Consider the following 25,751-nt stretch of genomic DNA (forward strand, 5'->3'; position numbering starts at 1 on the left):
CCAGGCGCCGCACGAAGCATCCAGCTTCTCATCCCACCAGAAGCCCTGCCCATTCTACGATAAGACAAACCGTCATAATCTCTGTGGCGCGGTACTAGTCGCTTGGCTGCAGGCCGCGGGGCTGGAGATCGCCGTCGACCGCATCGGCAATATCTTCGGCGTCTGGCAAAGCCAGGATAACGCCGGGCAATCGCCGTTAATGCTCGGCTCCCATATCGACACGGTCATCAATGCCGGCATCTACGATGGCTGCTACGGCGTGCTTGCCGCCCTCGAAGTCATCGAGACACTGAAGGAGCAGGGATTCGCGCCTGTCCGCCCGATCGTCGTCGCGGCCTTTACCAACGAGGAGGGGGTGCGCTACGCGCCCGATATGCTGGGGTCGCTTGTTCATGTGGGCGGCCTTGCGGTCGAAGCCGCGCGTGCGACGGTCGGAACCGATGGCACGACGCTCGGAGCGGAACTCGCGTGCATAGGTTACGCCGGCACCGCGGAGCCCGGCTTTCTGAAACCTCATGCCTATGTTGAATTGCACATCGAGCAGGGGCCGGTGCTTGAGCGCGAAGCGACCACGATCGGCGCCGTCGAAAATCTGCAAGGGATTTCCTGGCAGCGCGTGACCATAGAGGGCGTTGCCAATCATGCCGGTACCACGCCGATGGCGATGCGCTCCGATGCGGGCCTTGCTGCCGCGCGCGTCGGCCTGTTCCTGCGCGAGCACATCGCGCGATCAAACGCGCCGAGCGTTGCGACGATCGGAACCATGCGCTTCGAGCCGGACGCGATCAACGTCATCCCCTCGCGCGCGGTCTTTACCATCGACCTGCGCGACCCGGACGAGGATCGCCTGAGGGCGCTTGAAAGCGCGCTTTCCGGCTTTCTCGACCGGCTTGAGCAGGAAGAGCATGTGACCGTCTCAGTCGAGCGTCTCGCCCGGTTCGAGCCCGTCAGTTTCGACAGTGCGGTCGTCGCGGCGATTGAAGTTTCCGCGAAGGCCCGTGGGCTGAAGAGCCGGCGGATGACCTCCGGCGCCGGCCACGACGCCCAGATGATCGCCCGCATCGCGCCGGCTGCGATGATCTTCGTGCCGAGCCACGACGGGATCAGCCACAATCCGCGCGAACACACGGATCCGGCAGACCTCGTCGCCGGTGCCAATGTTCTGCGCGATGTCGGCGCTCTGCTTGCAGGCAGCCCTTAGGGCGCCGGAAGGGGCCGGGTGCGACCTCCTTGGAGCGATCAAGATGCTGATGCGGCAACAATTCCTCTCACCGTCATGCTCGGGCTTGACCCGAGCATCCAGCCGGCACCTCTGTGTCAGCCTCGTATCAACAGGCCGGCTGCCTCCAATGTCATGCTCGGGTCGAGCCCGAGCATGACGAAGAGATGGGCCATTGCGTAAAGAGCGCCGGAGCCCGCCGGGCGCCAGAAGGGGCGGGGTTGCCGCCCCTTCTGGCGTGGTCGTTATCCCCGTACGTCTGCCTCGCTGTCGACCGGCATATAGAGGTCGCCACCCTCACGATACTTGGCCGCCATCGCTTGAAAACCTTCCTTCTGCGCCTCGGCGCGGATGTCGTGCGAGATCCGCATCGAGCAGAACTTCGGCCCGCACATGGAGCAAAAATGCGCGACCTTGTGCGCCTCCTTCGGCAAGGTTTCGTCGTGGAAGGAGCGGGCGGTTTCCGGATCGAGCGACAGGTTGAACTGGTCCTCCCAGCGGAACTCGAAGCGGGCGCGCGACAGGGCGTCGTCGCGCGTGCGGGCCGCCGGGTGCCCCTTGGCGAGATCGGCGGCATGGGCCGCGATCTTGTAGGTGATGACGCCCACCTTGACGTCGTTGCGGTCGGGAAGCCCCAGATGTTCCTTCGGTGTCACATAGCAGAGCATGGCCGTGCCGAACCAGCCGATCATCGCAGCACCAATGCCCGAGGTGATGTGGTCGTAGCCGGGGGCGATGTCGGTCGTCAGCGGCCCAAGCGTATAGAACGGTGCCTCGCCACAGACAGCGAGCTGCTTGTCCATGTTTTCCTTGATCTTGTGCATCGGCACGTGGCCAGGCCCCTCGATCATCACCTGGCAGTCTTTCGCCCAGGCGATCTTCGTCAGCTCGCCCAGCGTTTCCAGTTCGGCAAATTGCGCCGCGTCATTGGCATCGGCGATCGAGCCCGGGCGCAGGCCGTCGCCGAGCGAAAACGAGACGTCATAGGCGCGGCAGATGTCGCAGATCTCTTCGAAGTGCTCGTAGAGAAAGCTCTCCTTGTGGTGGTGCAGGCACCACTTCGCCATGATCGAGCCGCCGCGCGAGACGATGCCGGTGACCCGGTCGACCGTCAGCGGGATATAGTGCAGCCGGACACCGGCATGGATGGTGAAGTAGTCGACCCCCTGTTCCGCCTGCTCGATCAGCGTATCGCGATAGACCTCCCAGCTCAGATCCTCGGCGATGCCGTTGACCTTTTCCAGCGCCTGGTAGAGCGGCACGGTGCCGATCGGCACGGGCGAGTTGCGGATGATCCATTCGCGGATGTTGTGAATGTTGCGGCCGGTCGACAGGTCCATGACCGTGTCTGCGCCCCAGCGGGTCGCCCAGACCATCTTCTCCACTTCCTCGGCCATCGACGAAGTGACGGCGGAGTTGCCGATATTGGCATTGATCTTCACCAGGAAATTCCGGCCGATGATCATCGGCTCGGACTCCGGGTGGTTGATGTTGGCCGGAAGCACGGCGCGACCGCTGGCGATCTCCTGGCGGACGAATTCGGGGGTGACGTGATCGGGGATATGGGCACCAAAGCTTTCGCCGTCGCGTAGCGTGACGCGTGCAGCGTCGCGGCCAAGGTTCTCGCGGATGGCGACGAACTCCATCTCGGGCGTGATGATGCCGGCCCGCGCATAGGCAAGCTGCGTCACCGCGCGCCGCCCGGTCGCGCGCAAGGGCGCGTGGCGGAAGGGAAAGGTCGGCGTCAGCCGGTCGCCGGAGGCAAAGCCGTTGTCTTCCGGCCGCACGTCGCGTCCGTCATAGGCTTCGACATCACCGCGAGCGATGATCCAGTTGCGGCGCGGTCGTGGCAAACCGTCCTCGATGCGGATGTTGGCATCTTCTACGGTGTAGGGACCGGAGGCGTCGTAGACGGTGACCGGCGGCTCGCCCGACGTCGGGTGCAGGGTGATTTCGCGCATGGGAACGCGGATGTCGGGATGGATCGTGCCTGGCTTGTAGACCTTTTTCGAGGCGGGAAGCGGGCCTTTTGTGACCGAGAGTTCTGCGGGTTTGGTGGCAATATTCATGATGAGGCTCCAAGTTTGCGGTTGGAGACCCAGTTCTGAAGCCGGAAGGAAAAGACATGTTCGCCTGAAATTCCGCGCGAATGACGGAATCGTGGCGTCAATGTCTGCACCGTCCCTACGCCAGTATGAACTGGATCAGGTTCAACGGGTCACTGCGCCTCGGTCGGCAAAGCCGATCCGCCCAGCAGTATCTCAGCCCCTTGWCGGGACCCCCCTGGTGAATGCCTAGAGATAGCCATCGATCCGGATGCGCAGTCAAGCGTTAATCCGAAGGTTGCGTGTCAGGCCTGTTGATTGCCCGGTAGAGCGTTTCCGGATGAGACGAAGCCGCGGGCACGCTCGTTCTTTTGGTTTTTGCGCATTTCCTGACGGAAAACCGCTCCGCACTTTTCCTGGAAATGCGCTAGCGGCCGGACTTCTCTGATCCCCGGCGATCGGCATAATCCGCACGGTTGATGCCGTGCCGCTGCAGCTTGTCATAGAAGGTCTTGCGCGGAATGCCGAGCGCTTCGATCGTCGCCTTGACGTCGCCGTGCTGCGCCCGCAGCGCTTCTTTCAGAATTTCCGCCTCGTAGCGCTCGATCCGCTCGGGCAGGCCGGCACTGGTCGGCGCCGCGGCAATCGGTTGGCCGAGCGAACCTTCGACGCCAAGGGCGACGCGCTCGGCGAAGTGCGAGAGCTCGCGCACATTGCCCGGCCAGGAATGAGACATCAGATAGTGGCTGACGGCCGGCGAAAGCGTCGGCACGTCGCGCTTGAAACGCTCGGCTGCCCGCGTCAGGAAATGCGAGAAGAGAAGGGGGATATCGTCCCGGCGTTCGCGCAGCGGCGGGATCGACAGGGTGACGACGTTCAGCCGGAAATAGAGATCCTCGCGAAAATCGCCCCGCTGGGCCGGGTCGCCGAGGTCGATCTTGGCCGCGGCGATGACCCGGATATCGACGGGGCGCACGATATTGGTGCCAAGCGGCGTGATCTCACGGGCTTCAAGCACTCGCAGCATCTTGACCTGCGTTGCCGGCGGCATCGCCTCGATCTCGTCGAGGAAAAGCGTGCCGCCGCTCGCATGCTCGATACGGCCGACGCGCTTCTTCAGGGCACCGGTGAAGGCGCCGGGCTCGTGGCCGAAAAGCTCGCTCTCGATTACCGTTTCCGGCAGTGCGCCGCAGTTCAGCGCCACGAAGTTGCCGTTGCGGCGCCGGCTCCAATTGTGCAGCAGCGTCGCCACCACCTCCTTGCCGCTGCCGGTTTCGCCGGCAACAAGCACATCCACGTCGGTGTCGGCGATATGCCGCAAGGTCTGGCGCAGCCGTTCCATGACCGGTGTCTGGCCAATCAGCGGCAGGCTCTCACCGGCGACTTCGGCTGCGCGTTTCAGCGCGCGGTTTTCCATCACCAGCCGGCGTTTTTCCAAGGCGCGGCGTGCGCTCTGCACCAGACGGTCGGCGGCAAAGGGTTTCGGGATGAAATCATAGACGCCGTCCTTAATGGCCTGAACGGCCATCGGGATATCGCCGTGGCCGGTGACCAGAATGACGGGCAGGTCGGGGTCGAAGTCGGCGATCCGGCGAAACAGCGTGAGGCCGTCGATCCCGGGCATGCGGATATCGCTGACGACGATGCCGTCAAAATCCGGGTTGAGGATTGCGAGCGCTTCCGCCGCGCCGGGAAAGGCGGAGACCGCGAGGCCGGCAAGCTCCAGCGTCTGCTTCATCGCCCGCCTGAGTTCGCTGTCGTCGTCGACGAGGCATACGGATTGCTGCATCGCTCAGGCCCTCTTCAAACGCACGGTGAAGACGGTGCCTTCTGGGCCGGTCTTGACCTCGATGTCGCCGCCATAGTCAGCGACAATCTCCTTGGAGATGGCAAGGCCGAGACCGAGGCCTTCATCCTTGGAGGTGTTGAACGGGGTGAAAAGGTCTTCGAGGATATCGGGCCGAATGCCCGGACCATTGTCGGCGACAACAAGCGAAACTGTTTCGGAGGGGCCTAACTCGCACCGCACACGGATCTCAGCGTCTGCCCGATCACCGAGGGCTTCCAGGGCATTCTGCAACAGGTTGATCAGCACCTGTTCCAAGCGGATGCGATTGCCGAGCACGCTGAGGCCGTTATCAGGCAGGTCGATGACGATCGCGTCCATGCGGCCGGCAAAGCGGCTGCGCAGCAGCATTCGAGCGCCTTCGATCACCTCCCGCATCGCCGTCGGTTCGGCGACGAAACGGCCCTTGCGCGCAAAGCTGCGCAGTTCGTCGGTGATGGTGCCGACCCGCTCGGTCAGCGCAGCGATGCTTTCGAGATTTTCGACGGCGGTTTCTTTTTGGCCGCGGTCGAGGAAGGTGCGCGCATTGTCGGCATAGGCGCGGATGGTTGCGACCGGCTGATTGATCTCGTGGGCAACGCCCGCCGCCACCTGTCCGAGGATTGCCAGGCGGTTGGCCTGGACCAGTTCCTGCTGCACCGCCTGCAGCCTCTCGCCCGTGCGCCTGTGGTCGGAGATCTCGGTTTCGAGGTGATCTCGGGCGAGGCTTAGGTCCTGTGTGCGCTCGGCCACTCGGCGTTCCAACTCATCGCGCGCGGCGCGTTCGTTGGCCGCGACCTGCGTCAAAGCCTGGCGCCGGCGAAGAAGGAATGCGGCAAGCGCCAGCAGCGGCACGATAACGGCAAGGGCCAGCAGCCTTGCCTCGCGGCTCGCGGCGCCAAGGGCTGCGTCTAGCGGTGCCAATTGCTCCAGCCGCCAGCTGGTCGAGGGAACCATGGTCTCGACCCTGAGGTACTGCCGCTCGCTGCTGCCGGGCAGAAGCGCTGTCAGCACGCTCGATCCATTGCTCGTTGGCTCGATCCGGCGGAACGGCAGCGGCAGCAGGGAGGCATCGCCGAACTGCAGGCTGTCGCGGATGGCGGCGAGGCGATCCCCGGGAATGGTACGGGTCGTCATGAAGCGCCAGGACGGGAAGCTGGTGATCAGCACGATGCCGCGCCGGTCGGTGACATAGACCGGCTTGCCGGAGGCGAGCCAATCGGCCTCGACCCCGCCGAATTCGAGCTTGGCGACCACGACGCCAATCGGGCCGTCAGGCCCGTCGACACGTCTTGATATGTAGAGGCCTGGCCGCTTGCTGACGGTGCCCATGGCGAAATGCTCGGCTTTGCCATCGCGCATCGCCAGCCGGAAATATTCGCGGAAAGCGTAGTCATTGCCGACGAAGCTGGTTGGCTCGCGCCAGTTGCTGGCAGCCACCGCCACGCCGTCGAGGCCAATCGCGTAGATCACCGCCGCATCCGTATTGGCGGCCAGCGCCTCGAGCTTTTGATTGAGCCGCTGCAACGGCTGGTCGCCACCCTTCTCAAGCGCCGTCTTCACCTCTACGTCGTCTGCCAGTACCAGAGGCAGCGCGCGCTGCCGCTCCAGCACTGCCCTCAGCAGCGAGGCCTTGAGATTGGCATCGATGCGGCTCTGGATGTCGACGGTTTCAAGCGCCTTGTTTCGCCCATATTCGCCGGCGAAAAAAAGCCCCGCTGCCAGCAGCACTAACGCTAGCGCGGCAAAAATCAGCCAGGCGCGGCGCATGTGCCGGTCGAGATCCTCTGGATTGATAGGGCTGGGCGCGGGCATGGACATGGCGGAATTGTGCATTATTCCGCGCAAGTTTCCAGATGATCTGTGCGGATATCCGCTCAAATATTCGTGTGCGTGATCCAAGATTCTCGAAAAAATGGCGATATTTCAATGGCCTGATCAGCTGTGCTGCGATCTGGCACGCCCATTGCAAATGACATCCTCATGACAGCCCGAGCTGTCGCGCTTCGGAAATAGGGCCTGGGAGGCCCGGCATGACGCCGGACTGGGCCTAAGTGGAGGATATCATGATTATCGACCAATCCGCGGAACCGCGCGGCAAGACACCTTTCTATCGTCATCTCTATGTCCAGGTTCTGGCGGCCATCGCCGCAGGCATCCTGCTCGGCCATTTCTACCCGGAGGTCGGCACGCAGCTTAAGCCGCTAGGCGATGCCTTCATCCGCCTGGTGAAGATGATTATTGCCCCGGTCATCTTCCTGACCGTCGCCACCGGCATTGCCGGCATGACCGATCTCGCCAAGGTCGGGCGCGTCGCCGGCAAGGCGATGATCTACTTCCTGACCTTCTCGACGCTCGCGCTCATCATCGGCCTGATCGTGGCCAATGTGGTGCAGCCCGGCGCCGGCATGCACATCGACCCCGCGTCGCTCGACGTCAAGGCGGTCACCTCCTACGCCGAGAAGGCGCATGAGCAGTCGATCACCGGCTTCCTGATGAACATCATTCCGACCACGCTCGTCGGCGCATTTGCCGAGGGCGATATCCTGCAGGTGCTGTTCATCTCCGTTCTGTTCGGCCTGGCCCTCGCCATGGTCGGCAAGAAGGCGGAGCCTGTCGTCGACTTCCTGCACGCGCTGACGCTGCCGATCTTCAAGCTGGTCGCGATCCTGATGAAGGCGGCGCCGATCGGTGCGTTCGGCGCCATGGCCTTCACCATCGGCAAATATGGCGTCGGTTCGATCGCCAATCTCGCCATGCTGATCGGCACATTCTATTTGACCTCGCTGCTCTTCGTCTTCGTCGTGCTCGGCGCGGTTGCCCGCTGCAACGGCTTCTCGATCGTCGCCCTCATCCGCTACATCAAGGAAGAACTGCTGCTCGTTCTCGGTACATCCTCTTCGGAAGCGGCGCTGCCGGGACTGATGAGCAAGATGGAAAAGGCCGGTTGCAAGCGCTCGGTTGTCGGGCTGGTCATTCCGACCGGCTATTCCTTCAACCTCGACGGCACCAACATCTACATGACGCTCGCCGCACTCTTTATTGCCCAGGCGACCGACATTCCGCTGTCGCTCGGCGACCAGGTGCTGCTGCTGCTCGTGGCGATGCTGAGCTCCAAGGGTGCAGCCGGCATTACCGGCGCCGGCTTCATCACGCTTGCCGCCACGCTTTCGGTCGTGCCGGCGGTGCCGGTTGCCGGCATGGCGCTGATCCTCGGCATCGACCGCTTCATGTCGGAGTGCCGGGCACTGACCAACTTTGTCGGCAACGCGGTTGCGACCATCGTGGTCGCCAAGTGGGAAGGCGAACTGGATGAGACCCAGCTTGCCGCAACCCTTGGCGGCCGGGCGCTGCCGGAAAGCCCGGTTCCGGGTCTTCAGCCAGCCGAATAAAGCTGCCTCCCAGGGCAAGACCGCATCTCGGTGCGGCAAGGCGTGGTCCACTTTCCGGTGGGCCACGCCTTTTTTCTTTTGCGGGATAGCCTCGTGGCGTTGCCGCCCTAGGTCATAGGCTGGCGGTTTGCTGCCGGGCCGCCAACGCCCCTGTGAAATTCTCGTTCTCCCCACTTTACTATACCGTCTGGACGGTATAGTAATTTGTCATCACTGATCGAGGCAAAGCGTTTTCTGGGGAGGAGACGAGAATGCATTGGACGAAGTGTGTGAAAGCGGCCGCCTTGGCCACCGCGGCGTTTGCCGCATTTCCAGCGGCTGCGGCCGAAGTATCGATTTTCTGCAGCTCGGCCGGCGCGGAGCTCGAGCTCTGCCAGTCGGCCTCCGAGGCCTGGGCCAAGGAAACCGGCAATACTGTCAAGATCAACAAGATGCCGGCCAATTGGGGCGAGGCGCTGCCGCTCTACCAGCAGCTGCTCGCCGGAAAGTCCGGCGACGTCGATGTCCTGACCCTCGACAATATCTGGGTCGGCACGCTCGCGTCGCACCTCGTCGATCTCCGGCAGAAGGTGCCTGCCGACGAAGTTTCCAGCCATTTTGAATCGTCTCTTGCCGACGCGACCATCAATGGCCAGCTGCTGGCAATGCCGTGGTTCGTCGACGCCGGCCTGATGTTCTATCGCAAGGACCTTCTGGAGAAGTACGGCAAGGCCGAGCCGAAGACCTGGCGGGAGCTCACCGAGACGGCGAAGCTCATCCAGGACAAGGAGCGGGCATCGGGCAGTCCCGACATGTGGGGCTATGTCTGGCAGGGGCGAGCCTATGAAGGGCTGACCTGCGACGCGCTCGAATGGGTGGCATCCTACGGCGGCGGAACCTTCATTTCGCCCGAGGGCGAGATCACAGCCAACAATCCGAAGGCGGCCGAAGCGCTCGATATTGCCCGATCCTGGATCGGCGGGATCAGCCCGGAAGGCGTGTTGAACTACGACGAAGAAGGCTCGCGCGGCGTGTTCGAAGCCGGGAACTCGGTCTTCCATCGCAATTGGAGCTATGTCTGGGGCACGACGCAGGCCGACGGATCGTCGCTGCGCGGTAAGGTCGGCGTCATGGCACTTCCGGTTGGGGCTGAAGGCGGCAAGTCGAGCGGATGTTACGGGGCGGGTCTTCTCGGTGTGTCGAAATACGCCGACGATGTAGACGCCGCCGTCAGCCTGGTGCGCTATCTCACCGGCGCCAAGGAACAGAAGCGCCGCGCGCTCCAGGCCTATAGCCCGACGCTGAAGGCGCTCTACGAAGACAAGGACGTTCTGGCGGCCAATCCTTCGCTGCGGTTTGCCGAGAAGGCATATGCCGAAAGCGCCTCGCGTCCGTCGCAGGTCACGGGCGCGTCCTACAACCGGGTGTCCCAGCGGATCTTCAATGGCGTGCACAATGTGCTGAGCGGCAAGGAAAGCGCGGACGATGCCCTGGCGAAGGTTGCGAGCGACCTGGAACGTCTAAAGGCGCGGGGCTGGTAAGCCCCCGCCTATTTCCCACCGATCGAGGACATCACCCGTGAACATTGCGATAGCACCGTGCTGCTGGGGCGTTTACTGGCCCGAAGGCAACGAAATCAACTGGACCGACTATCTGGACCGCATCAAGGCGGCCGGTTACCGGCACACCGAACTTGGACCCTACGGCTTCTTTGCCACGGATCCAGAGGTGCTTTCGTCCGAGCTTGGCAGCCGCGGCCTTTCGGTCGTCGCGGCGGCCCATGTCCACACACTCGCCGATCCCGCCTCCTGGCCGGTCCTTAAGGAAAAGACGCAAGCGATCTGTCGGCTGCTGTCTGCAATCGGCGCGACGCATTTCATCCTGATGGACGAGTCGGAGTTCTATCCGAAGGACAGGATGGGCGTGGTCGATGAAGCGGGCTGGCGCTCCGTCGTCGAGCAGACCACGGGCGCTGCATGCATCGCCCGCTCGCACGGGCTGGAGTTCAGCTTTCACCCGCATGTGGGCACCTGCGTCGAGCTCGAACCGCAGATCGAGCGCCTGCTTGCCGAGACGGAGCCAGGCCTTGTCGGGCTCTGCCTCGATACCGGTCACCACGCCTATTGGAAGGCCGATCCGACTGATTTCCTTGTCCGTCACCGGGATCGGATCAACGCCATCCACCTGAAAAACGTCGATGGCGCCTATCGTGAACGGGTTCTGGCCGAAGGCATCCACAGCGACCGCGCCTTCGAAGAGGGCATCATGACCGACCTCGATCGCGGCGTCGTCGACATTGCCGCTTTCGTCGATGCGCTGCGGCAGACGGGCTACGATGGCCCGCTCGTGGTCGAGCAGGATCTTGCGCGCGGCCATCTCGACACGCCGGAAACCATCGCCGAACGGAATTTCCGCTTCGTTTCTGAGCTTTTGGCTGAGCGGGCAAAGGCATGAAGGTCGAAATCCACGATACGCCGCTATCGATCGGAGAGCATCTGGCGGAGCGGATCGTCGATGGCATCCGGGCGCGAGGTTCCGAAGGCCGTGCTTATGTGCTCGGCTGTCCGGGCGGGCGCAGCCCCATGCCGGTCTACGAGGCGATCGGCCGGCGGCTGAAGGTTGAGCCGATCGATTGCTCGCGGCTGGTCATCGTCATGATGGACGAATACTTGCAGGCCAGCGGCGGCGACCGTCTGACGCCACCGCCTTCATCGGTGCATTTCTCCTGCCGCGGGTTCGGCGAGCGTGAGATCGTCGGGCGGATCAACGCGGCGCTACCTGCCGAGTTTCGCATTCCTCGGGCAAACTTCTGGATGCCGGACCCAAGCAATCCCGACGACTATGATGCCCGCATCGCCGCTGTCGGCGGCATCGATCTTTTTCTGCTCGCTTCCGGCGCCGGCGACGGTCACATCGCGTTCAACCCGCCAGGCTCGGCGCGCGATAGCCGGACGCGGGTGGTCGCTCTAGCCGAGCAGACGCGGCGCGACAATCTCGCGACCTTCCCCGACTTTCGCGGCATCGACGAAGTACCGTCGCATGGCGTGACCATCGGTATCGGCTCGATTGCGGAGCTGTCGAAATCCGTAGCGATGATCGCCTGGGGCGAGGGCAAACGCCACGCCTGCGAACGCATGAGCGGCGCCACGGCCTATGACGCCACTTGGCCGGCGACGATTGCCGCCGAATGCCGGGCCGCCGAATTGCACATCGATGCCGCGGCGGCCGGTCGATTGGGAGCGCGCCCGTGAGCCAGCACGCGATCGGCATCGATGTCGGCGGGACGAAGACCAAGGCTTGCCTCGTGCGTCTGGCCGACGGTGCCGTTATCACTGAGCGCACGGCCGCGACGCCCTGCCAGCAAGGCGGCCGTGCAGTCCTCGAACTGGTCGGGGTGCTCGCCGAGGCCATGGAGGCCGAAAGCAGCGCACGCAAGCTCGATACCGCAGGCCTCGGCCTTTGCCTGCCGGAACTCGTGACCGGCGCCGGCGAACCGGCATCGGCCTGGAATTTCGATTGGCGCGATCTCGACTACCGCCAGCATCTCAGCCGCTTCGGTGTTGTTCATATCGACAGCGATGTACGGGCCGCGGCCTACGCCGAAGGCTGGATCGGAGCTGGCGTCGATGCGGATCCCTTCGTTTATGTGACGATTTCGACCGGCCTGTCGCATTCGCTGGTGATCGGCGGCACCCCCTATGCCGGCGCCCGCGGCTTTGCCATCCATTTTTCCGGTAGCGACCTCGTGGCGTTTGGCGGCGAAGATCAGGACCTTCAGGTACGCCACAATCTTGAGCTTTTCGCCAGCGGCAAGGCGCTCGGCGAGCGCTACGGCAAACTCATCGACCGTCCGGGGACGACCGCGCTGCAGCTCTTCGAAGCGGAAGCACACGATCCGAGGGCGGCCACGATGGTCGGTGACGCGCTTTTGTCGCTTGCCTCCTATCTCGGGCAGCTCGTCAACACACTCGACCCTGAAATCCTGATCCTTGGCGGCGGTATCGGCGGCGACCCTTCGGTCAACGAGCGCCTTGCTAGCCTGACGCGCCCATTCATCTGGGCCGATGGCGCCCGGGATCTTCCCATTATCAGAAGCGTCCTTGGCGACACGGCCTGCGCGGTCGGCGTGGCGGCGCTTGCAAACAAAGCTCGCAAACAGGCGGTGCGCATATGAGTGGAATTGACCTAACCGATGTCGTCAAGCGCTTCGGCGCGCTGACCGTGATCGACAAAGTCAACCTGAAGGTTGGCGAAGGAGAGTTCGTGGTGTTCGTCGGCCCGTCGGGCTGCGGCAAGTCGACCTTGCTGCGGATGATTGCCGGGCTCGAGGAGATTTCCGACGGCGAACTGCAGATCGGCGGCAGGCGCATGAACGAAACGCCGCCGGCCGAGCGCGGCATCGCCATGGTGTTCCAGTCCTACGCGCTCTATCCGCACATGAGCGTCGAGCGCAACCTCGGCTTCGCGCTGGAGACAGCGCGACTGGGCGCCGGCGAAATCAAGGAGCGGGTCAGCAAGGTCGCGCGCTTTCTCAAGATCGAACATCTGCTGCACCGTCGACCCGCCCAGCTCTCCGGCGGGCAGCAGCAGCGGGTCGCCATCGGCCGTGCGCTGGTGCGTTCGCAAAAGCTCTTTCTCTTCGACGAGCCGCTCTCCAACCTAGATGCCGATCTGCGCATGGAAATGCGCGTCGAAATCGCGCGTATTCACCGCGAGCTCAAGGCCACCACCGTCTATGTCACCCACGACCAGCTCGAGGCAATGACGCTTGCCGATCGCATCGTCGTCCTGAAGGACGGCCGGATTGCCCAGGTCGGCACGCCGATGGAACTTTATGAGCGGCCGGCGAGCAAATTCGTCGCCAGCTTCATCGGCGCACCGCGGATGAATTTTCTGCCGGGCACGTTGCATCGCGAGACAAGCGCGAGCCGGCTGGAGGTCATGGGGGGCACCCATACGCTCGGCCGTATCGACTATGACGGCGAGATCAGCATCGGCCTGCGGCCCGAGGATCTGATCCTTGGCGGCGGCGAGGTGCAGATCCCGGCGCAGGTGCTGCTCGTCGAGCCGCTCGGTGGCGAGGCATTGGTGCACGCGCGTGTCGGCGATGGCCAGATGCTGGTGATGAAGGTGCAGGGCAAGCCGGATCTCCGGCCGAATGCCGACATCACCATCGGCTGGATGCAGTCGAAGGCGCATCTGTTCGGGGTCGACGAAAGTGCGCTTCGCGCTGCGGAGGCTTGAGACGATGACGTCAGGGGCAGTAATAAGATCTCTCGGATTGCGGCAGGCCCGCGCCCGCACCGCCTGGTGGTTTCTGGCGCCGAGCCTGCTGGTGCTGATCGCCGTCGCCCTCTGGCCGCTCGGGCGCACCTTTGTCTTTTCCTTCACCGACGCGCTGCTGACGGAGCCGGACTTCTACAGTTACATCGGCTTCGACAACTATCGGGCGCTGTTCGAAGATCCGCTGTGGTGGCAATCCGTCCGCAATACGCTGTATTTCACCGTCATTTCGGTGTCGATCGAGACCGTTCTCGGGCTGACGATCGCGCTCCTTCTCAACTCCCACATCGCCGGGCGCGGCGCCATGCGGGCGATCATCCTGATCCCCTGGTCGATCCCGGTCGTGGTCAGCGCCCGCATGTGGCAGTGGATGCTGCATGACCAGTTCGGCATCGTGAACCACGTGCTGAAGATGGCCGGTTTCATCGACAGCGGCATCGCCTGGACTGCCAATGCCTCCCTGGTCATGCCGGTGATCATCGCCGTCGATGTCTGGATCACCACGCCCTTCATGGTGCTTTTGATCCTGGCGGGTTTGCAGATGCTACCGCGCGGCATCTACGAGGTCGCCGCGATCGACGGCGTGCCGGCATGGAAGCAGTTCACCTCGCTGACGCTGCCGCTGCTGGCGCCGAGCATTGCAGTTGCCGTGCTCTTTCGCCTACTCGATGCGTTGCGCATGTTCGACCTGAGCTTCGTGCTTTCCTCCAACAGCGACGACACCAAGACGGTGTCGATCTATGCCCGCGAGGTCCTCGTCAATTTCCAGGACATGGGGGTGGGCTCGGCTGCTAGTACCGCCGTCTTCCTGATGATCGCCGTCGTGACAGCGATCTACGTCACCGTCTTCCGTCTCAACCGCCGTCTGCTGGGAGTTTGACATGGTCAGAAGCAACGCCCGCAAACGCCTGCACAGGATCGCGATATACAGCCTCTTCGGCGTCGTCGCGCTCTACACGCTGTTTCCGTTTTATTGGATGATCGCCTCATCGCTGAAATCAGGTCAGGCGATCTTCGACGTGACGTTCTTCCCGGACCTGAAGTTCAACAATTATACGGCGATCCTGTCGGACGGCGTTTTCCTGCGCAGCCTCTTGAATTCGCTGGTCGTCGCTTTCTCGGTCGTCGCACTCTCGCTGGTGCTGGCGATTGCGGCCGCCTATGCGCTCGGCCGGATCGACTTTCGCGGTCGTTCGCCGATCATGCTGCTGGTGCTCGCGGTCTCGATGTTCCCGCAGATCGCGCTTCTGTCCGGCCTGTTCGAGATGATCCGCTGGCTCGGGCTCTACAACACGGTCGGTTCGCTGATCTTCTCCTACATGATCTTCACGCTGCCGTTCAACATCTGGGTGCTGACCACGTTCATGCGCGATTTGCCGAAACAGATCGAGGAGGCGGCGATCATGGACGGCTGCTCGCCCTTGCGGATCGTGCGCTGCATCTTCCTGCCGATGATGGGGCCGGCACTGATCTCGACGGGACTGCTGGCCTTCATCGCCTCGTGGAACGAGTTCATGTTCGCGCTGACCTTCATCCTGACGGACGAGAACCGCACCGTGCCGGTGGCGATCGCCCTGATCTCGGGCTCCAGCCGGTACGAATTCCCCTATGGCGCGATCATGGCGGCATCGACGATCGTCACCGTGCCATTGGTCATCCTCGCTCTCATCTTCCAGAAACATATCGTCTCCGGCCTGACGGCCGGTGCGGTCAAAGGTTGAATTGTTGCCTCGTTCGTGAGGCGGAAAGGTTGCTTTCATGCGTGTCGTTCGCGTTGGTTTGATCGGGCTTGGCGAAGTCAGCCAGCTCATGCATCTGCCGATCCTTTCGGATCACCGGAACTTGTTTGAAATTGCTGGCGTCTACGACGTCTCGCCGAGCCTGACGGCCTATTGTTCGGCGCGCTACCCCGGTGCAAAGCCGTTCGAGACGGCAGAGGCGCTCGTCTCTTCCCCCGACATCGATGCCGTTTTCATTTTGACGCCGGACCAGACGCACAGCTTCTATCTCGAACTGGCGCTCAAAGCCGGCAAGCATGTCTTCCTGGAAAAGCCGGCCTGCCTCACGCTCGGTGAGATCGACGCGGTCGCGCCGCTCGCCAAGGCCACCGACAAGCTGCTGTTCGTCGCCTATATGCGCCGCTATTCGCCGAGCTTCCTTCGCGCCAAGGCAATGATGCCGAAGCCGGAAGAGCTCCGTTACGTCCGCGTGCGCGATATCATCTGCGAGGGCCCGTTCTTCATCAAACAGACCCGTAACATCTTCTACCCAACCGATCTGGACGCCGCGTTCCTCGCCGAATCCCGCGCGCAGACGTCGGCGCTCCTGAAGCAGGTCGTCGGGGAGGATGCGCCCGCCGACCTCATGCGCGCCTATCAGGTCCTGACCGGGCTGTCGTCCCACAGCCTTTCGGCGATGCGCGAACTGATCGGGCTGCCGAAGCGGGTGATCGCGGCCCATCACAAGGCCAATGGGGAATCCATCGTCGCGCTTTTCGACTATGGCCATTTCACCGCGATCTACGAGGCGATGATCGACAACGTTGCCCGCTTCGACGCGCGCATCGAGGTGCTGTCCGACCGGCGGCAACTGCGTGTCAGCTACGACACGCCCTATATCCGCAACCTGCCGACCTCGCTGGAGGTGATCGATTCGACCGACACCGAGACGGAGACAAGGGTCTTCGGTCCTGATTATACCGACCCCTTCGCGCTCGAATTGCGCGCCTTCCACGATCATCTGGTCAAGGGCACGCAGCCGAAAACCACGCTCGACGATTCACGCAACGATCTGGCGCTGATGGCCGAGATCGTCGATCGCCTGCGCGAGAGTTCAGGGATATAGCGTGCGCAGATTTTTCAACACTGGATTGTACCGACATGGCAAAACGTGAAAGCGCACGGGACCGTATATTGACTGCCGCCGAGGCGATCGTCGTGGGCAAGGGCGTTTCCTCGCTCACCTTCGACGAGGTCGCGGAGCAGACGGGCCTGAGCAAGGGCGGCATCCTCTATCATTTCGCCAGCAAGGACGCCCTTGTGCGCGCCATGGTCGAACGGTTCGTCTACCGCTTCGAGACCGGTCTTGCCGGCATCGAGCATGAGGACGAGGATCCGCACGGCCGCTACACACGAGCCTATGTCGGCGCGACGCTTGGGGAAGCCGCAAGTACCGGCGAGCAATACGACCGCCTCGGCGCCAGCATCACGGCGGCGCTCTCCAACTTTCCCGACCTGCTTGAGATCGTGCGCCAGCAGAACATTCGTTGCCAGGCGGCGGTCGAAGAAGACGGTCTGGATCCGGTCGACGCCACGATCATCCGCCTTGCCGTCGAGGGCCTGTGGATGGCGGAGGTTTTCAACGTTATGCATCTCGACCCGGAAATGAAGCGCAAGGTCACCGCCCGCCTGATTGAGCGGACGCGTGCGCCCTCAAACTGAAAATAGCGCGCATCGACGCGCTCGCAGCCAAGGAGTTACCGATGGGCTACAAGCCTTCACCGCGTCCCGTATTCGACCGCGCCAGCCATATCCCCTATGCCGGCGTCACCCGGCACCTCTGGGGCGAGGAGAATGCCGGCCTCGTCGACGACTGGATCTATGCTTCTACCGACAGCATCCATCAGATCGTCTTCGGCATGCAGCCCGGTGGCTGCTTCAAGCATACCGACGCTTTCAGGACGATCTTCGGTGCCGATGAAGTGCTTTATGTGCTGAGCGGCACGCTCGGCCTTGCCAATCCTGAAACAGGCGAATTCTGCATTGCGCAAAAGGGCGAGGCGCTGTTCTTCCGCAAGGACACCTGGCATCACGGCTTCAACCTCGGCAATGACCAGGTCCGGGTGCTGGAGTTCTTTGCGCCACCGCCGGCAAAGGGCACGTCCGGTCCCTATGCCCGCACCAAGCCCTATCTCGAGCTTGCTCAGTCGCGTTACAGCCAGAGCGAGTTTTTCGGCCGCTGGCCGATGGAGGCGCAAGCCCACCGCGACGCGCGCACCATCCATCCGATGCGCGATGCCGATCTGCTGTGGAGCCTGGACCAGGCGACGCAAGGCGCCTTTACCGGCCTTTATTGCGCCACCGATCAGCTGACTGTCGGAAAGACGACGCTGCTGGCCGGCAAGCGCACCGGCGTCGAACGCCACAAGGGCGATGAATGCCTCTACGTCGTTTCGGGAACGCTCAACATTCACGTGCCCGACGCGGAAGGCCAGGCCTGGTTCGAGCTCAATCCGCGCGACGGGTTCTATATTCCGGCCGGTACCGATCACCAATATTACAACATGTCGGGCGAGCAGGTGGAGTTCGTCTTCGGCGTAGCGCCGGACTTCTGATCCGCGCTCAAGCAGCATTGAACTGAACGGTTTGCGGCGTCGGCCTATCCCATGAGGTGGGCCGGCGCCGTGTCCGTTGCGCCGGCATTCATGCGGGCAATGAACTCGCGCAGCATTGGCACGCGCCGCGGCCGGAAACTTTCGTCCGTCGGCCTTATCTCGGCGATGCGATCGATACGAAACTTGCGGAAGTCCTCACGCAGGCAGCACCAGCCGAGCAGCACCAGCACATTTTCGAGATAGACGATGCCGAGCGGCAGCACGCGCCTTTCGCTGTGCCGGCGCTCGACGTCGATATAGTCGATGACGATTGCCCGCTCCTGCCAGCAGGCCTCGCGAAGCAGCCCGACGTTGATATCCGGCGCCTGCCTGTGCTCGAAACGGTGAACCTGCGAGACGGCATGGATCGTCTGCTGCTGCAGTCGGTCGGGCAGGGTGGCCGTTATCTTCGAAAGTACGGCTTCGGCAGCCCGCGCAAGCTCGGGTTCGCCCATGTGGCGAACTTCGGCCAGACCCAGCACGAGGGCTTCGATTTCAAGGCGGGTGAACGTCTGGGGCGGGAGGGCGATATCTTCGGTGAGGCGATAACCAAAACCGCGCTCGCCGTCGATGACGGCACCGGCGGCGCGCAGGCTGTCGATATCGCGGTAGAGCGAGCGCTGCGACACGCCGGTTTCCTCGGCCAGCCGGGCGGCCGTCACCGGCGGCGGCAGGCTGCGAAGCGCCTGGAGAAGACGAAACAAACGATCGCTGCGCGCCATGAGCCTACTGACGAAAATTGGCAGTTGGGTTGTTTTATAAAGAGCCCAGACAGAAACCGCAATCCGAGGACTTTCCATGTTGACGCTCTATCACGCCCCGCGCTCCCGCTCCTCGCGCATCATCACATTGCTTCGCGAACTGGATGCGCTTGACAAGGTGAACATCGAAATCGTCGGCATCACCCGCGGCGACGGCAGCGGGGCCAAGGACCCGAAAAATCCGCACCCGGAGGGCAAGGTGCCGCTGCTGGTGCATGATGGCGTCGTCATCTGGGAAAGCATCGCCATCATTCAGTACCTGACCGATCTTTTCCCCGCCAAGAAACTGGCGCCGCTTCCCGGCGATGCCAAGCGCGGCCGTTATCTGAGCTGGCTTGCCTGGTACGCGGGCGTGGTCGAGCCGGTGCTGATCGTCGAGGCGGCGGGGCTCTCGCATCCCTATCTGCAGTTCACGTTCCGCAGTTCCGTCGAGATGGCGCGTCAACTCGAGACGGCGCTCACGGCAAGCCCCTATCTGATGGGCGAGCAGTTCTCGGCTGCCGACTTGCTGCTCTATTCGCCGTTTGCATGGTTCCCGGAAGCAACGCCGAATGTGCCCGCCGTCAAAGCCTGGATCGAGCGCTGCGCCGCGCGGCCGGCCGTGCAATGGGCCGCAGATTTCGACGCGTCGTCGCTCGCGGCGGCATAGGCTCGAAATCGGTTCGAGAGATGAAACGATGAAGTGCCGCGCGCCAGACATGACGTGCGGTGCTTCATCGTTTGAAACTACGGTTCAGCTTTGCCCGCAACCTATTCCTATTCAAGGTCTTTTAGGGATGAGATCGGGCGCGGGGAGAAGGTCAGCATACCGGTCAGGCTTTGCCCGTGTTCGACGATTGTCAGACCGCCGAGACCGGCAAGGTGATGGCCGTTCGGCAGGTGCGTCATCGGTTCGAAGCAAAAGAAGTCTGCGTCTGCAGGCGAATAGAGCATGAAATGACCGAAGACCGGCTGAGCGTCGATTTCAAGGTAGAGGTCGTGTTCCGGCCACTCGATCACGGCCTTGCCGTCCCATCCCTCATAGGCGTTGTTCAGCCATCGGCGTGGCAAGAGATTGCCCCGCTCGAACTCAAGAGTGTGCGGTATCGGCCCGGGCCGGTCGGGCAGGTGACCTTCTCTTTCCGTCCAGAACCGTTCGGCCTTCGCGATCAGCCGTGTGCCGGCGGTTCTCGGGAAGAAGGGATGGTGGCCGAGGCCGATGGGCAGAGCGAAGCCCGACCTGTTGGTGACGGAAAGCGTGACGGTCAGGCGGTCATCTTCAACAGTGAAACGCTGAACGGCTTCATAGGCATAGGGATTGGGGGCAACTGCCTCGTGCACATAGCGCAGGAATGCTTCGGTTTCGCCGTGCGAGACGACCTGCCATGCCGCCAGCCAACCGTCGCCATGCAGGTAACAGGGGTCGATGGCGTTGGGAGCTAGGACGAAGCGATTGCCTGAGAAGGTGAAGCTGTTCCCCTCCAACCGGTTGCCGAAGGGAACGAGCGGAAAGCTCGCCTCCTGACCGTGGTGCTGCGAGGCAAGCCCGCCGGTTGGCGTGGATCGGAAGATCGGCACGCCGCAATAGGAACCGGACAGGATCGAGCCGCCGAAGCGGCTCAATTCGATCAAAAGCTCTCCATTGCTAAGCGGCAGGACGTCCGAGGACATGCGGCTGCTAAACGCGTCGGCCAACGGCGGACGAGCGCAGGTTGTCGAGCAGAACGGCCAGCAGCAGGATGAAGCCGCGCACGACATACTGGTAGAAGGCCTGGATGTTGAGCAGGTTCATGACGTTTTCCGCAATGCCCATGATCAGCACGCCGACGATGACGCCGGTCATCGCCGCCCGTCCGCCGGCAAGCGAGACGCCGCCGAGCACGCAGGCGGAGATAACCGAAAGTTCGAGGCCGGTCGCCGCATTCGGCTGGCCCGAGGTGATGCGCGACGCCAGCAACACGCCGGCGACGGCGCAGACGAGACCCTGCAGCGCGAAGATCCAGATGCGCATGCGCGCAACGTCGACGCCGGCTAGGCGCGACGCTTCGGGATTGCCGCCGATTGCCAGCGTGTTCTTGCCGAAGACGGTGCGGTTCAGCAAAAAGCCGAAGGCGACGAAGAACAGCGCCATGACCCAGATCGGCGTCGGGATGCCAAGGAAGCGCGAAAGGGCCAGCTGGTAGAAGCTCGGATCGTTGATGCCGACGGCGCGGCCGTCCGATGCGATGAGCGCCAGGCCACGCACGATCTGCATGGTGGCAAGCGTCGTGATCAGCGCGTTGATGCGGAAACGGGCGATGACGACGCCGTTGACCGTTCCGACGAGACCGCCGCACACCAGGGCCGCGACCAGGCCGAGCAGGATCGATCCGGTCGCATTTGAGGCCATGACCGCGACCATGCCGGAGAAGGCAACGGTCGAGCCGACCGAAAGGTCGAAGTCGCGCGAGGCAAGGCAGAACATCATGGTGCAGGCGACAATGCCAATGGTGACGACCGACTGCAGCAGGCCGAGCATGTTTCGCTCGGTCAGGAAGTTGGGGACCGTCAGCGACACGACGGCGAAGGCGAGTGCGAAAATGACGACGAGGCCCTGTTCGCCAAGAAGGAGTTTTTTCAAGGAGGTCATCGTCACCGTACCTGTGCGTGAGAAGGAGTGTTTAAGTTTTGAACGTCCGGCAGGGCGGCGGCGAGAATGCGCCGCTCGTCGAACTCGGCTCTGGGAATGTCGGCGGCGACGCGGCCCTCGCACATGACCATGATGCGGTCGGCGATGCCCATGACCTCAGGCAGTTCGCTGGAGATCACCACGATCGCCATGCCCTCGGCGGCGAGCTCGTAGAGAATTTCGTAGATTTCCGACTTTGCACCGACATCGATGCCGCGTGTCGGCTCGTCGATAACAAGCACCTTGACGCCCTCTTCGGACAGCCAGCGGCCGAGGATGACCTTTTGCTGATTGCCGCCCGACAGATTGATGATGTCCTGGCGGCGCGACGGTGTACGCACGCGAAGCTTGGCGATGAACTTGTCGGCAAGCGCGCCTTCTTTCGCAGGGTTGATAAGGCCGAAGGGCGAGAAATGGCGACGTGAGGAGATCGTCATGTTCTCTTCGATCGATCGTCCCTGGACGATGCCATCGAACTTGCGGTCTTCCGGGCAGAGCACGATGCCCGACCGGATGGAATGGGGTGGGCTGTCAGCCTGGATCGTGACGCCATCAACCGACACCGAACCGCCGTTGCGGGCATCGGCGCCATAGACGAGGCGGGCCATTTCGCTGCGGCCGGCGCCGATCAGGCCGAAGAAGCCGAGGATCTCGCCTCGCCTGACGGAGAAGCTCAAGGGTTGGCGAAGTTTCGCTCCCGAAATGCCCTCGACGCGCAGCCGCTCTTCACCGAGGCTGCGCTCGCGCCAGCCCCAGATATTGGCGATCTCGCGGCCGACCATTTCCGAGATGATCTGGTCGCGCGTCACCTTCGAGATTTCGGGATGATGGGCGGCGAGTTTCCCGTCGCGCAGCACCGTCAGGCTGTCGCAGAGGCGGAAGATCTCATCGAGGCGGTGGGAAACGTAGAGAATGACCGTGCCGTTGGCGCGCAGGCGATCGATGAGGGTAAAGAGGATCTCGCTTTCTCGCGAGGACAGCGACGAGGTCGGCTCATCAAGCGCGATGACGCGCGCGTCGAGCATCACCGCCTTGGCGATTTCGACCATCTGCCGCTCGCCGATCGAAAGCGAGGCGACCTTGATGGCCGGATCGACATCGATGCCGATCTCGGCAAGCTTCTTTGAAACGACCCCGGTCAGCTGCTGGCGATCGATGACGCCGGCCTTGCTCGGAAAGCGCCCGAGCCAGAGGTTTTCGGCGACCGTCAGTTCCGGGACGAGCTGCAATTCCTGGTGGATGACGATGACGCCTGCATGAAAGGCGTCGCGCACCGAGCGGTAGTGCTGCGGCTCGCCGTCGATCAGGATTTCGCCGGTGTCGGCGGACTGGTCGCCGGAGAGAACGCGGATGAGCGTCGACTTGCCGGCGCCGTTTTCGCCCATCAGGCCGTGAACCGCGCCCTTTTTCACCGAGAAAGAGACGTTCGACAGCGCTTGAACGCCAGGGTAGCCCTTGGAGATGGATCGGAATTCGAGGAAGTCTTGCATCTGCGACGCTCCGGGAATGGGGCGCCCGGCGGTGTCGAACCGCCGGGCTCAAAGTCATCGAAGACGACGATTATTCGATGCCGAGGTCCTTGCGAACAGCTTCATAGTTATCGCGCAGCGCGATCTGGCCGGCCGTCAGCGTCAGCTTTTCCGGCTCCTTGCCGTTGGCGACCCACTCGTACATGTTGAGTGCGGTCTCATAGCCGTGGCGCTTCGGCGAGATGATCACGGTGCCGTAGAAGCCGGTTGCTGCGGGCTTCTTGAACTCGTTGATGGCCGAGTCCGCGCCGCCGATGCCGACGCCGATCATGCTATCGGGTGCAATGCCGACGGTTTCGGTGGCGCGCACGGCGCCGAGAACCGCTTCGTCATTGAGGCCGACGGCGACCCACTTCTTGATGCCGGCATTCTTGTTGAGAACGACGGTTGAGGCGTTGAGTGCGGCTTCGGTATCGGTCTTGGCCTGCGGAGCGTCGAAGATGTTTGCTTCCGGGAAGCCGTTTGCCTTCAGCACTGACAGTGCGCCTTCGACACGGTCGACGGCCGTCGGCAACTGGTCGTAGGATACGCGGATCGCGCCGACGTCCTTCATGTCCCAGCCGCGCTTCTTGATCTCGTCGACGATCGACTGGCCGACGGCTTCGCCGATCTTGGTGGCCGAGATGCCCATATGCGGCACGTCTTCGATCGGGCTGCCGTCGGCGTTGACCAGGCGGTCGTCGACCGTGATCATTTTGAGATCGTTGGCGGCCGCCTTGGCGATGATGCCCGGGCCGAGTTTGACGTCAGGCGTGCAGATGATGAAACCCTGCGCGCCTTGTGCGCCGAGATTGTCGATCGCGGACTGAACCTTTTCGCCATCTTCCGCGCCGATCTTGACCAGCGTGAAGCCCTTTTCCTTGGCAGCGACGTCGGCGAACTTCCATTCGTCCTGGAACCACGGTTCCTCGGGCTGCTTGACGATGAAGCCGATCTTGACGTCGGCGGCGAAGGCCGAGGTTGCGGCGAATACGGCGACGGTGCCGGCCAAAATGGCGGCCTTGAAGAAGCGCATGATTTCTCTCCCTGGTGAACTGCCTCCTGCAGTTGCCATTTGTGTATGATGAATCATCATATCCGTCAATTGCCTTTGTATGATGAATGAGGTAGTGATGTATAATAATTGTCGAAACGCTCCTTGGATCCCTGTCGCGAGGGAAGGTGATCTGGGATAAAAGCGTCGGCAGATACGAAGGCATGGGTGGAGATGCAGATGGAAGGTCAGGAGCCGCAGGGCGCAGCGGAGATGCAGGTGCAGCGCCGGCCGCGCGTCCAGAAGAACGTGACGCGCACCATCGCTTCCGACATCTGCGCCGATATCTTTCCTGTCGGCTCCTATCTGCCGCGCGAAAACGATCTGTGCGAGCGTTATGGCGTCAGCCGGACCGTTATCCGGGAATCGCTGAAGATCCTCGAATCAAAGGGCATGGTGCGTGGCCGTTCGCGGGTCGGCACCGTCGTTTGCGGCAAGGACGAGTGGAACATTCTCGATGCCCAGGTGCTCGAATGGATCGGCGAACGCATCTTCGAATTCGACCTGTTGAATTGCATCCTGGAAGCGCGCCGGGCGATCGAGCCGGTTGCCGCAGAATTCGCCGCCGAGCGTGCGACGGTCCAGGAAATCGCCGATCTCGAGCGAGCCTGGCAGGCGATGCGTGACGGCGAGAGCGATATTGCCGGCTTCACCGACGCTGACGTGGCGTTCCACACCTGCCTGCTCAGGGCCAGCCATAATCAGGTCTTCCTGCAGCTTGTGGGCATCATCCAGGCGGCGCTCAAGTTTCCGCTGCATGCATCGAACGAAGCCGCCGAGCGGCGCGACGAAGCGATCGACGTCCATCGCGAACTGGTCGAAGCGCTGCGCATGCGCGACAAGTCAGCGGCGCGCGACTGCTCGATCCGCATGCTCGATCTTGCCGCGCGCGATCTGGCAACCGCAGTCAAGCAACACAGCCCTGCCAAACCCACCCTCTGAAATCCCGGTCGCGGTGAGCCCGGCAGGGCTCGGCCGTGACAAGCCATCCCCACCGAACTGGACCTCAACTCATGAAGATCACCAAGCTCACCACCTATATCGTTCCCCCGCGCTGGCTGTTTCTCAAGGTGGAGACCGACGAAGGTATCGTCGGCTGGGGGGAGCCTGTCGTCGAGGGACGGGCGCTGACGGTCGAGGCTGCGGTGCACGAGCTTGCCGACTATCTCGTCGGCAAGGACCCGTTCCTGATCGAGGATCATTGGAACGTAATGTATCGCGGCGGCTTCTACCGCGGTGGCGCCATTCACATGAGCGCGCTTGCCGGCATCGACCAGGCGCTTTGGGACATCAAGGGTAAGGCGCTGGGCCAGCCGGTGCACTCGCTGCTCGGCGGGCAGTGCCGCGACAAGATCAAGGTGTATTCCTGGATCGGCGGCGACCGCCCGAGCGATGTCGCCCGCAACGCCAAGGATGTGGTGGCGCGCGGTTTCAAGGCGATCAAGCTTAACGGTTGCGAGGAACTGCAGATCGTGGACACCAACGAGAAGATTGACAAGGCGGTGGAGACGATCGGCATCATCCGCGATGCGATCGGCCCGAATATCGGCATCGGCGTCGACTTTCACGGCCGGGTGCACCGGCCGATGGCCAAGGTGCTCGCCAAGGAACTCGAGCAGTTCAAGCTGATGTTCATCGAGGAGCCGGTGCTTTCGGAAAACCGCGA

23 protein-coding genes and 1 riboswitch are annotated in these 25,751 nt (G+C 62.8%); of the genes, 15 read left to right on the top strand and 8 right to left on the bottom strand.

Annotated features, from left to right (window positions below; translation table 11 throughout):
* Window positions 1-1,201, top strand: a 1,201-nt coding sequence (locus ASD02_RS29725; RefSeq protein ID WP_082605212.1) for a Zn-dependent hydrolase, incomplete at its 5' end; no start/stop codon positions are given.
* 263 nt (window positions 1,202-1,464) lie between these two features.
* Here ASD02_RS29725 and thiC read toward each other — a convergent pair.
* The 3 genes from thiC to ASD02_RS29740 all read right to left on the bottom strand — a co-directional run bounded on the left by thiC (window position 1,465) and on the right by ASD02_RS29740 (window position 6,925).
* Window positions 1,465-3,288, bottom strand: a complete 1,824-nt coding sequence (gene thiC, locus ASD02_RS29730) for a phosphomethylpyrimidine synthase ThiC (protein ID WP_057219134.1) — start codon at window positions 3,286-3,288, stop codon at window positions 1,465-1,467.
* 94 nt (window positions 3,289-3,382) lie between these two features.
* Window positions 3,383-3,514, bottom strand: a riboswitch (TPP riboswitch).
* Between the two features lie 177 nt (window positions 3,515-3,691).
* Window positions 3,692-5,053: a sigma-54 dependent transcriptional regulator gene (locus ASD02_RS29735; RefSeq protein ID WP_057219132.1), complete on the bottom strand. Its 1,362-nt coding sequence runs from the start codon at window positions 5,051-5,053 to the stop codon at window positions 3,692-3,694.
* Between the two features lie 3 nt (window positions 5,054-5,056).
* Complete coding sequence (locus tag ASD02_RS29740; RefSeq protein ID WP_057219130.1) at window positions 5,057-6,925, bottom strand: sensor histidine kinase; 1,869 nt, start codon at window positions 6,923-6,925, stop codon at window positions 5,057-5,059.
* A gap of 230 nt (window positions 6,926-7,155) precedes the next feature.
* Between ASD02_RS29740 and ASD02_RS29745 the strand changes: the two genes are divergently transcribed.
* The 11 genes from ASD02_RS29745 to ASD02_RS29795 all read left to right on the top strand — a co-directional run bounded on the left by ASD02_RS29745 (window position 7,156) and on the right by ASD02_RS29795 (window position 18,076).
* Window positions 7,156-8,481 carry a dicarboxylate/amino acid:cation symporter gene (locus ASD02_RS29745; RefSeq protein ID WP_057221448.1) on the top strand — a complete coding sequence of 442 codons (1,326 nt, stop codon included), beginning with the start codon at window positions 7,156-7,158 and terminating at the stop codon, window positions 8,479-8,481.
* 251 nt (window positions 8,482-8,732) lie between these two features.
* The gene (locus ASD02_RS29750; protein ID WP_057219128.1) at window positions 8,733-10,001 is read left to right on the top strand and encodes an ABC transporter substrate-binding protein; all 1,269 of its coding nucleotides are present in this window, start codon (window positions 8,733-8,735) and stop codon (window positions 9,999-10,001) included.
* Window positions 10,002-10,038: 37 nt separating this feature from the next.
* Entirely contained in the window at window positions 10,039-10,914 is an 876-nt protein-coding gene (locus tag ASD02_RS29755; RefSeq protein WP_057221449.1) for a sugar phosphate isomerase/epimerase, read from the top strand.
* Window positions 10,911-11,711: a hypothetical protein gene (locus ASD02_RS29760; RefSeq protein WP_057219124.1), complete on the top strand. Its 801-nt coding sequence runs from the start codon at window positions 10,911-10,913 to the stop codon at window positions 11,709-11,711. The genes ASD02_RS29755 and ASD02_RS29760 overlap by 4 nt, the downstream gene beginning before the upstream one ends.
* Window positions 11,708-12,634, top strand: a complete 927-nt coding sequence (locus ASD02_RS29765; protein WP_025429251.1) for an ROK family protein — start codon at window positions 11,708-11,710, stop codon at window positions 12,632-12,634. Before ASD02_RS29760 ends, ASD02_RS29765 begins: the two co-directional genes overlap by 4 nt.
* Window positions 12,631-13,704: a sn-glycerol-3-phosphate ABC transporter ATP-binding protein UgpC gene (ugpC, locus tag ASD02_RS29770; RefSeq protein WP_025429250.1), complete on the top strand. Its 1,074-nt coding sequence runs from the start codon at window positions 12,631-12,633 to the stop codon at window positions 13,702-13,704. Before ASD02_RS29765 ends, ugpC begins: the two co-directional genes overlap by 4 nt.
* A gap of 4 nt (window positions 13,705-13,708) precedes the next feature.
* Window positions 13,709-14,623: a sugar ABC transporter permease gene (locus ASD02_RS29775; protein WP_057219122.1), complete on the top strand. Its 915-nt coding sequence runs from the start codon at window positions 13,709-13,711 to the stop codon at window positions 14,621-14,623.
* Between the two features lies 1 nt (window position 14,624).
* Window positions 14,625-15,464 (top strand): carbohydrate ABC transporter permease, encoded by an 840-nt coding sequence (locus ASD02_RS29780; protein WP_057209818.1) that lies wholly within the window; start codon window positions 14,625-14,627, stop codon window positions 15,462-15,464.
* Window positions 15,465-15,501: 37 nt separating this feature from the next.
* Window positions 15,502-16,587, top strand: coding sequence for a Gfo/Idh/MocA family oxidoreductase (locus ASD02_RS29785; protein WP_057219120.1), 1,086 nt, complete (start codon window positions 15,502-15,504; stop codon window positions 16,585-16,587).
* Window positions 16,588-16,622: 35 nt separating this feature from the next.
* Window positions 16,623-17,183, top strand: coding sequence for a TetR/AcrR family transcriptional regulator (locus tag ASD02_RS29790; RefSeq protein WP_063963348.1), 561 nt, complete (start codon window positions 16,623-16,625; stop codon window positions 17,181-17,183).
* Window positions 17,184-17,224: 41 nt separating this feature from the next.
* Window positions 17,225-18,076 carry a cupin domain-containing protein gene (locus tag ASD02_RS29795; RefSeq protein ID WP_057209813.1) on the top strand — a complete coding sequence of 284 codons (852 nt, stop codon included), beginning with the start codon at window positions 17,225-17,227 and terminating at the stop codon, window positions 18,074-18,076.
* A gap of 44 nt (window positions 18,077-18,120) precedes the next feature.
* Here the strand turns inward: ASD02_RS29795 and ASD02_RS29800 are convergent, their stop codons facing one another.
* Window positions 18,121-18,837, bottom strand: coding sequence for a YafY family protein (locus tag ASD02_RS29800; protein ID WP_057221450.1), 717 nt, complete (start codon window positions 18,835-18,837; stop codon window positions 18,121-18,123).
* A 76-nt stretch (window positions 18,838-18,913) separates the two neighbouring features.
* On the opposite strand from ASD02_RS29800, the gene ASD02_RS29805 reads away from it, so the two are divergent.
* On the top strand, window positions 18,914-19,525 hold the full coding sequence (locus ASD02_RS29805) for a glutathione S-transferase family protein (RefSeq protein WP_057209809.1): 612 nt from the start codon (window positions 18,914-18,916) through the stop codon (window positions 19,523-19,525).
* Window positions 19,526-19,632: 107 nt separating this feature from the next.
* On the opposite strand, the gene ASD02_RS29810 is transcribed toward ASD02_RS29805, so the two are convergent.
* The 4 genes from ASD02_RS29810 to ASD02_RS29825 form a co-directional block, all read right to left on the bottom strand.
* Window positions 19,633-20,526 (bottom strand): aldose 1-epimerase, encoded by an 894-nt coding sequence (locus ASD02_RS29810; RefSeq protein ID WP_063978377.1) that lies wholly within the window; start codon window positions 20,524-20,526, stop codon window positions 19,633-19,635.
* A gap of 7 nt (window positions 20,527-20,533) precedes the next feature.
* Window positions 20,534-21,484 (bottom strand): L-arabinose ABC transporter permease AraH, encoded by a 951-nt coding sequence (gene araH / locus ASD02_RS29815; RefSeq protein WP_025429241.1) that lies wholly within the window; start codon window positions 21,482-21,484, stop codon window positions 20,534-20,536.
* A 2-nt stretch (window positions 21,485-21,486) separates the two neighbouring features.
* Window positions 21,487-23,013 carry an L-arabinose ABC transporter ATP-binding protein AraG gene (gene araG, locus ASD02_RS29820; RefSeq protein ID WP_057219114.1) on the bottom strand — a complete coding sequence of 509 codons (1,527 nt, stop codon included), beginning with the start codon at window positions 23,011-23,013 and terminating at the stop codon, window positions 21,487-21,489.
* Between the two features lie 70 nt (window positions 23,014-23,083).
* The gene (locus ASD02_RS29825; RefSeq protein WP_025429239.1) at window positions 23,084-24,067 is read right to left on the bottom strand and encodes an arabinose ABC transporter substrate-binding protein; all 984 of its coding nucleotides are present in this window, start codon (window positions 24,065-24,067) and stop codon (window positions 23,084-23,086) included.
* A 198-nt stretch (window positions 24,068-24,265) separates the two neighbouring features.
* On the opposite strand from ASD02_RS29825, the gene ASD02_RS29830 reads away from it, so the two are divergent.
* A complete protein-coding gene (locus ASD02_RS29830; protein ID WP_057221451.1) occupies window positions 24,266-25,027 on the top strand; it encodes a FadR/GntR family transcriptional regulator in 762 nt (253 codons plus the stop codon).
* Window positions 25,028-25,098: 71 nt separating this feature from the next.
* Window positions 25,099-25,751 (top strand): galactonate dehydratase (gene dgoD, locus ASD02_RS29835; RefSeq protein WP_082555671.1); only part of this gene is annotated, 653 nt, incomplete at its 3' end.

Source organism: Ensifer sp. Root1252, from assembly GCF_001425885.1.
Taxonomy (GTDB): domain Bacteria; phylum Pseudomonadota; class Alphaproteobacteria; order Rhizobiales; family Rhizobiaceae; genus Ensifer; species Ensifer canadensis.

Bases quoted from the DNA above. Each gene is read 5' to 3' on its own strand.
- ASD02_RS29800 (WP_057221450.1), bottom strand. From the start codon at position 18,837: ATGGCGCGCAGCGATCGTTTGTTTCGTCTTCTCCAGGCGCTTCGCAGC.
- ASD02_RS29760 (WP_057219124.1), top strand. From the start codon at position 10,911: ATGAAGGTCGAAATCCACGATACGCCGCTATCGATCGGAGAGCATCTG.
- thiC (WP_057219134.1), bottom strand. From the start codon at position 3,288: ATGAATATTGCCACCAAACCCGCAGAACTCTCGGTCACAAAAGGCCCG.
- ASD02_RS29785 (WP_057219120.1), top strand. From the start codon at position 15,502: ATGCGTGTCGTTCGCGTTGGTTTGATCGGGCTTGGCGAAGTCAGCCAG.
- ASD02_RS29790 (WP_063963348.1), top strand. From the start codon at position 16,623: ATGGCAAAACGTGAAAGCGCACGGGACCGTATATTGACTGCCGCCGAG.
- ASD02_RS29740 (WP_057219130.1), bottom strand. From the start codon at position 6,925: ATGCACAATTCCGCCATGTCCATGCCCGCGCCCAGCCCTATCAATCCA.
- araG (WP_057219114.1), bottom strand. From the start codon at position 23,013: ATGCAAGACTTCCTCGAATTCCGATCCATCTCCAAGGGCTACCCTGGC.
- ASD02_RS29810 (WP_063978377.1), bottom strand. From the start codon at position 20,526: ATGTCCTCGGACGTCCTGCCGCTTAGCAATGGAGAGCTTTTGATCGAA.
- ASD02_RS29735 (WP_057219132.1), bottom strand. From the start codon at position 5,053: ATGCAGCAATCCGTATGCCTCGTCGACGACGACAGCGAACTCAGGCGG.
- ASD02_RS29805 (WP_057209809.1), top strand. From the start codon at position 18,914: ATGTTGACGCTCTATCACGCCCCGCGCTCCCGCTCCTCGCGCATCATC.
- ASD02_RS29825 (WP_025429239.1), bottom strand. From the start codon at position 24,067: ATGCGCTTCTTCAAGGCCGCCATTTTGGCCGGCACCGTCGCCGTATTC.
- ASD02_RS29780 (WP_057209818.1), top strand. From the start codon at position 14,625: ATGGTCAGAAGCAACGCCCGCAAACGCCTGCACAGGATCGCGATATAC.
- ugpC (WP_025429250.1), top strand. From the start codon at position 12,631: ATGAGTGGAATTGACCTAACCGATGTCGTCAAGCGCTTCGGCGCGCTG.
- araH (WP_025429241.1), bottom strand. From the start codon at position 21,484: ATGACCTCCTTGAAAAAACTCCTTCTTGGCGAACAGGGCCTCGTCGTC.
- ASD02_RS29775 (WP_057219122.1), top strand. From the start codon at position 13,709: ATGACGTCAGGGGCAGTAATAAGATCTCTCGGATTGCGGCAGGCCCGC.
- ASD02_RS29745 (WP_057221448.1), top strand. From the start codon at position 7,156: ATGATTATCGACCAATCCGCGGAACCGCGCGGCAAGACACCTTTCTAT.
- ASD02_RS29795 (WP_057209813.1), top strand. From the start codon at position 17,225: ATGGGCTACAAGCCTTCACCGCGTCCCGTATTCGACCGCGCCAGCCAT.
- ASD02_RS29830 (WP_057221451.1), top strand. From the start codon at position 24,266: ATGGAAGGTCAGGAGCCGCAGGGCGCAGCGGAGATGCAGGTGCAGCGC.
- ASD02_RS29750 (WP_057219128.1), top strand. From the start codon at position 8,733: ATGCATTGGACGAAGTGTGTGAAAGCGGCCGCCTTGGCCACCGCGGCG.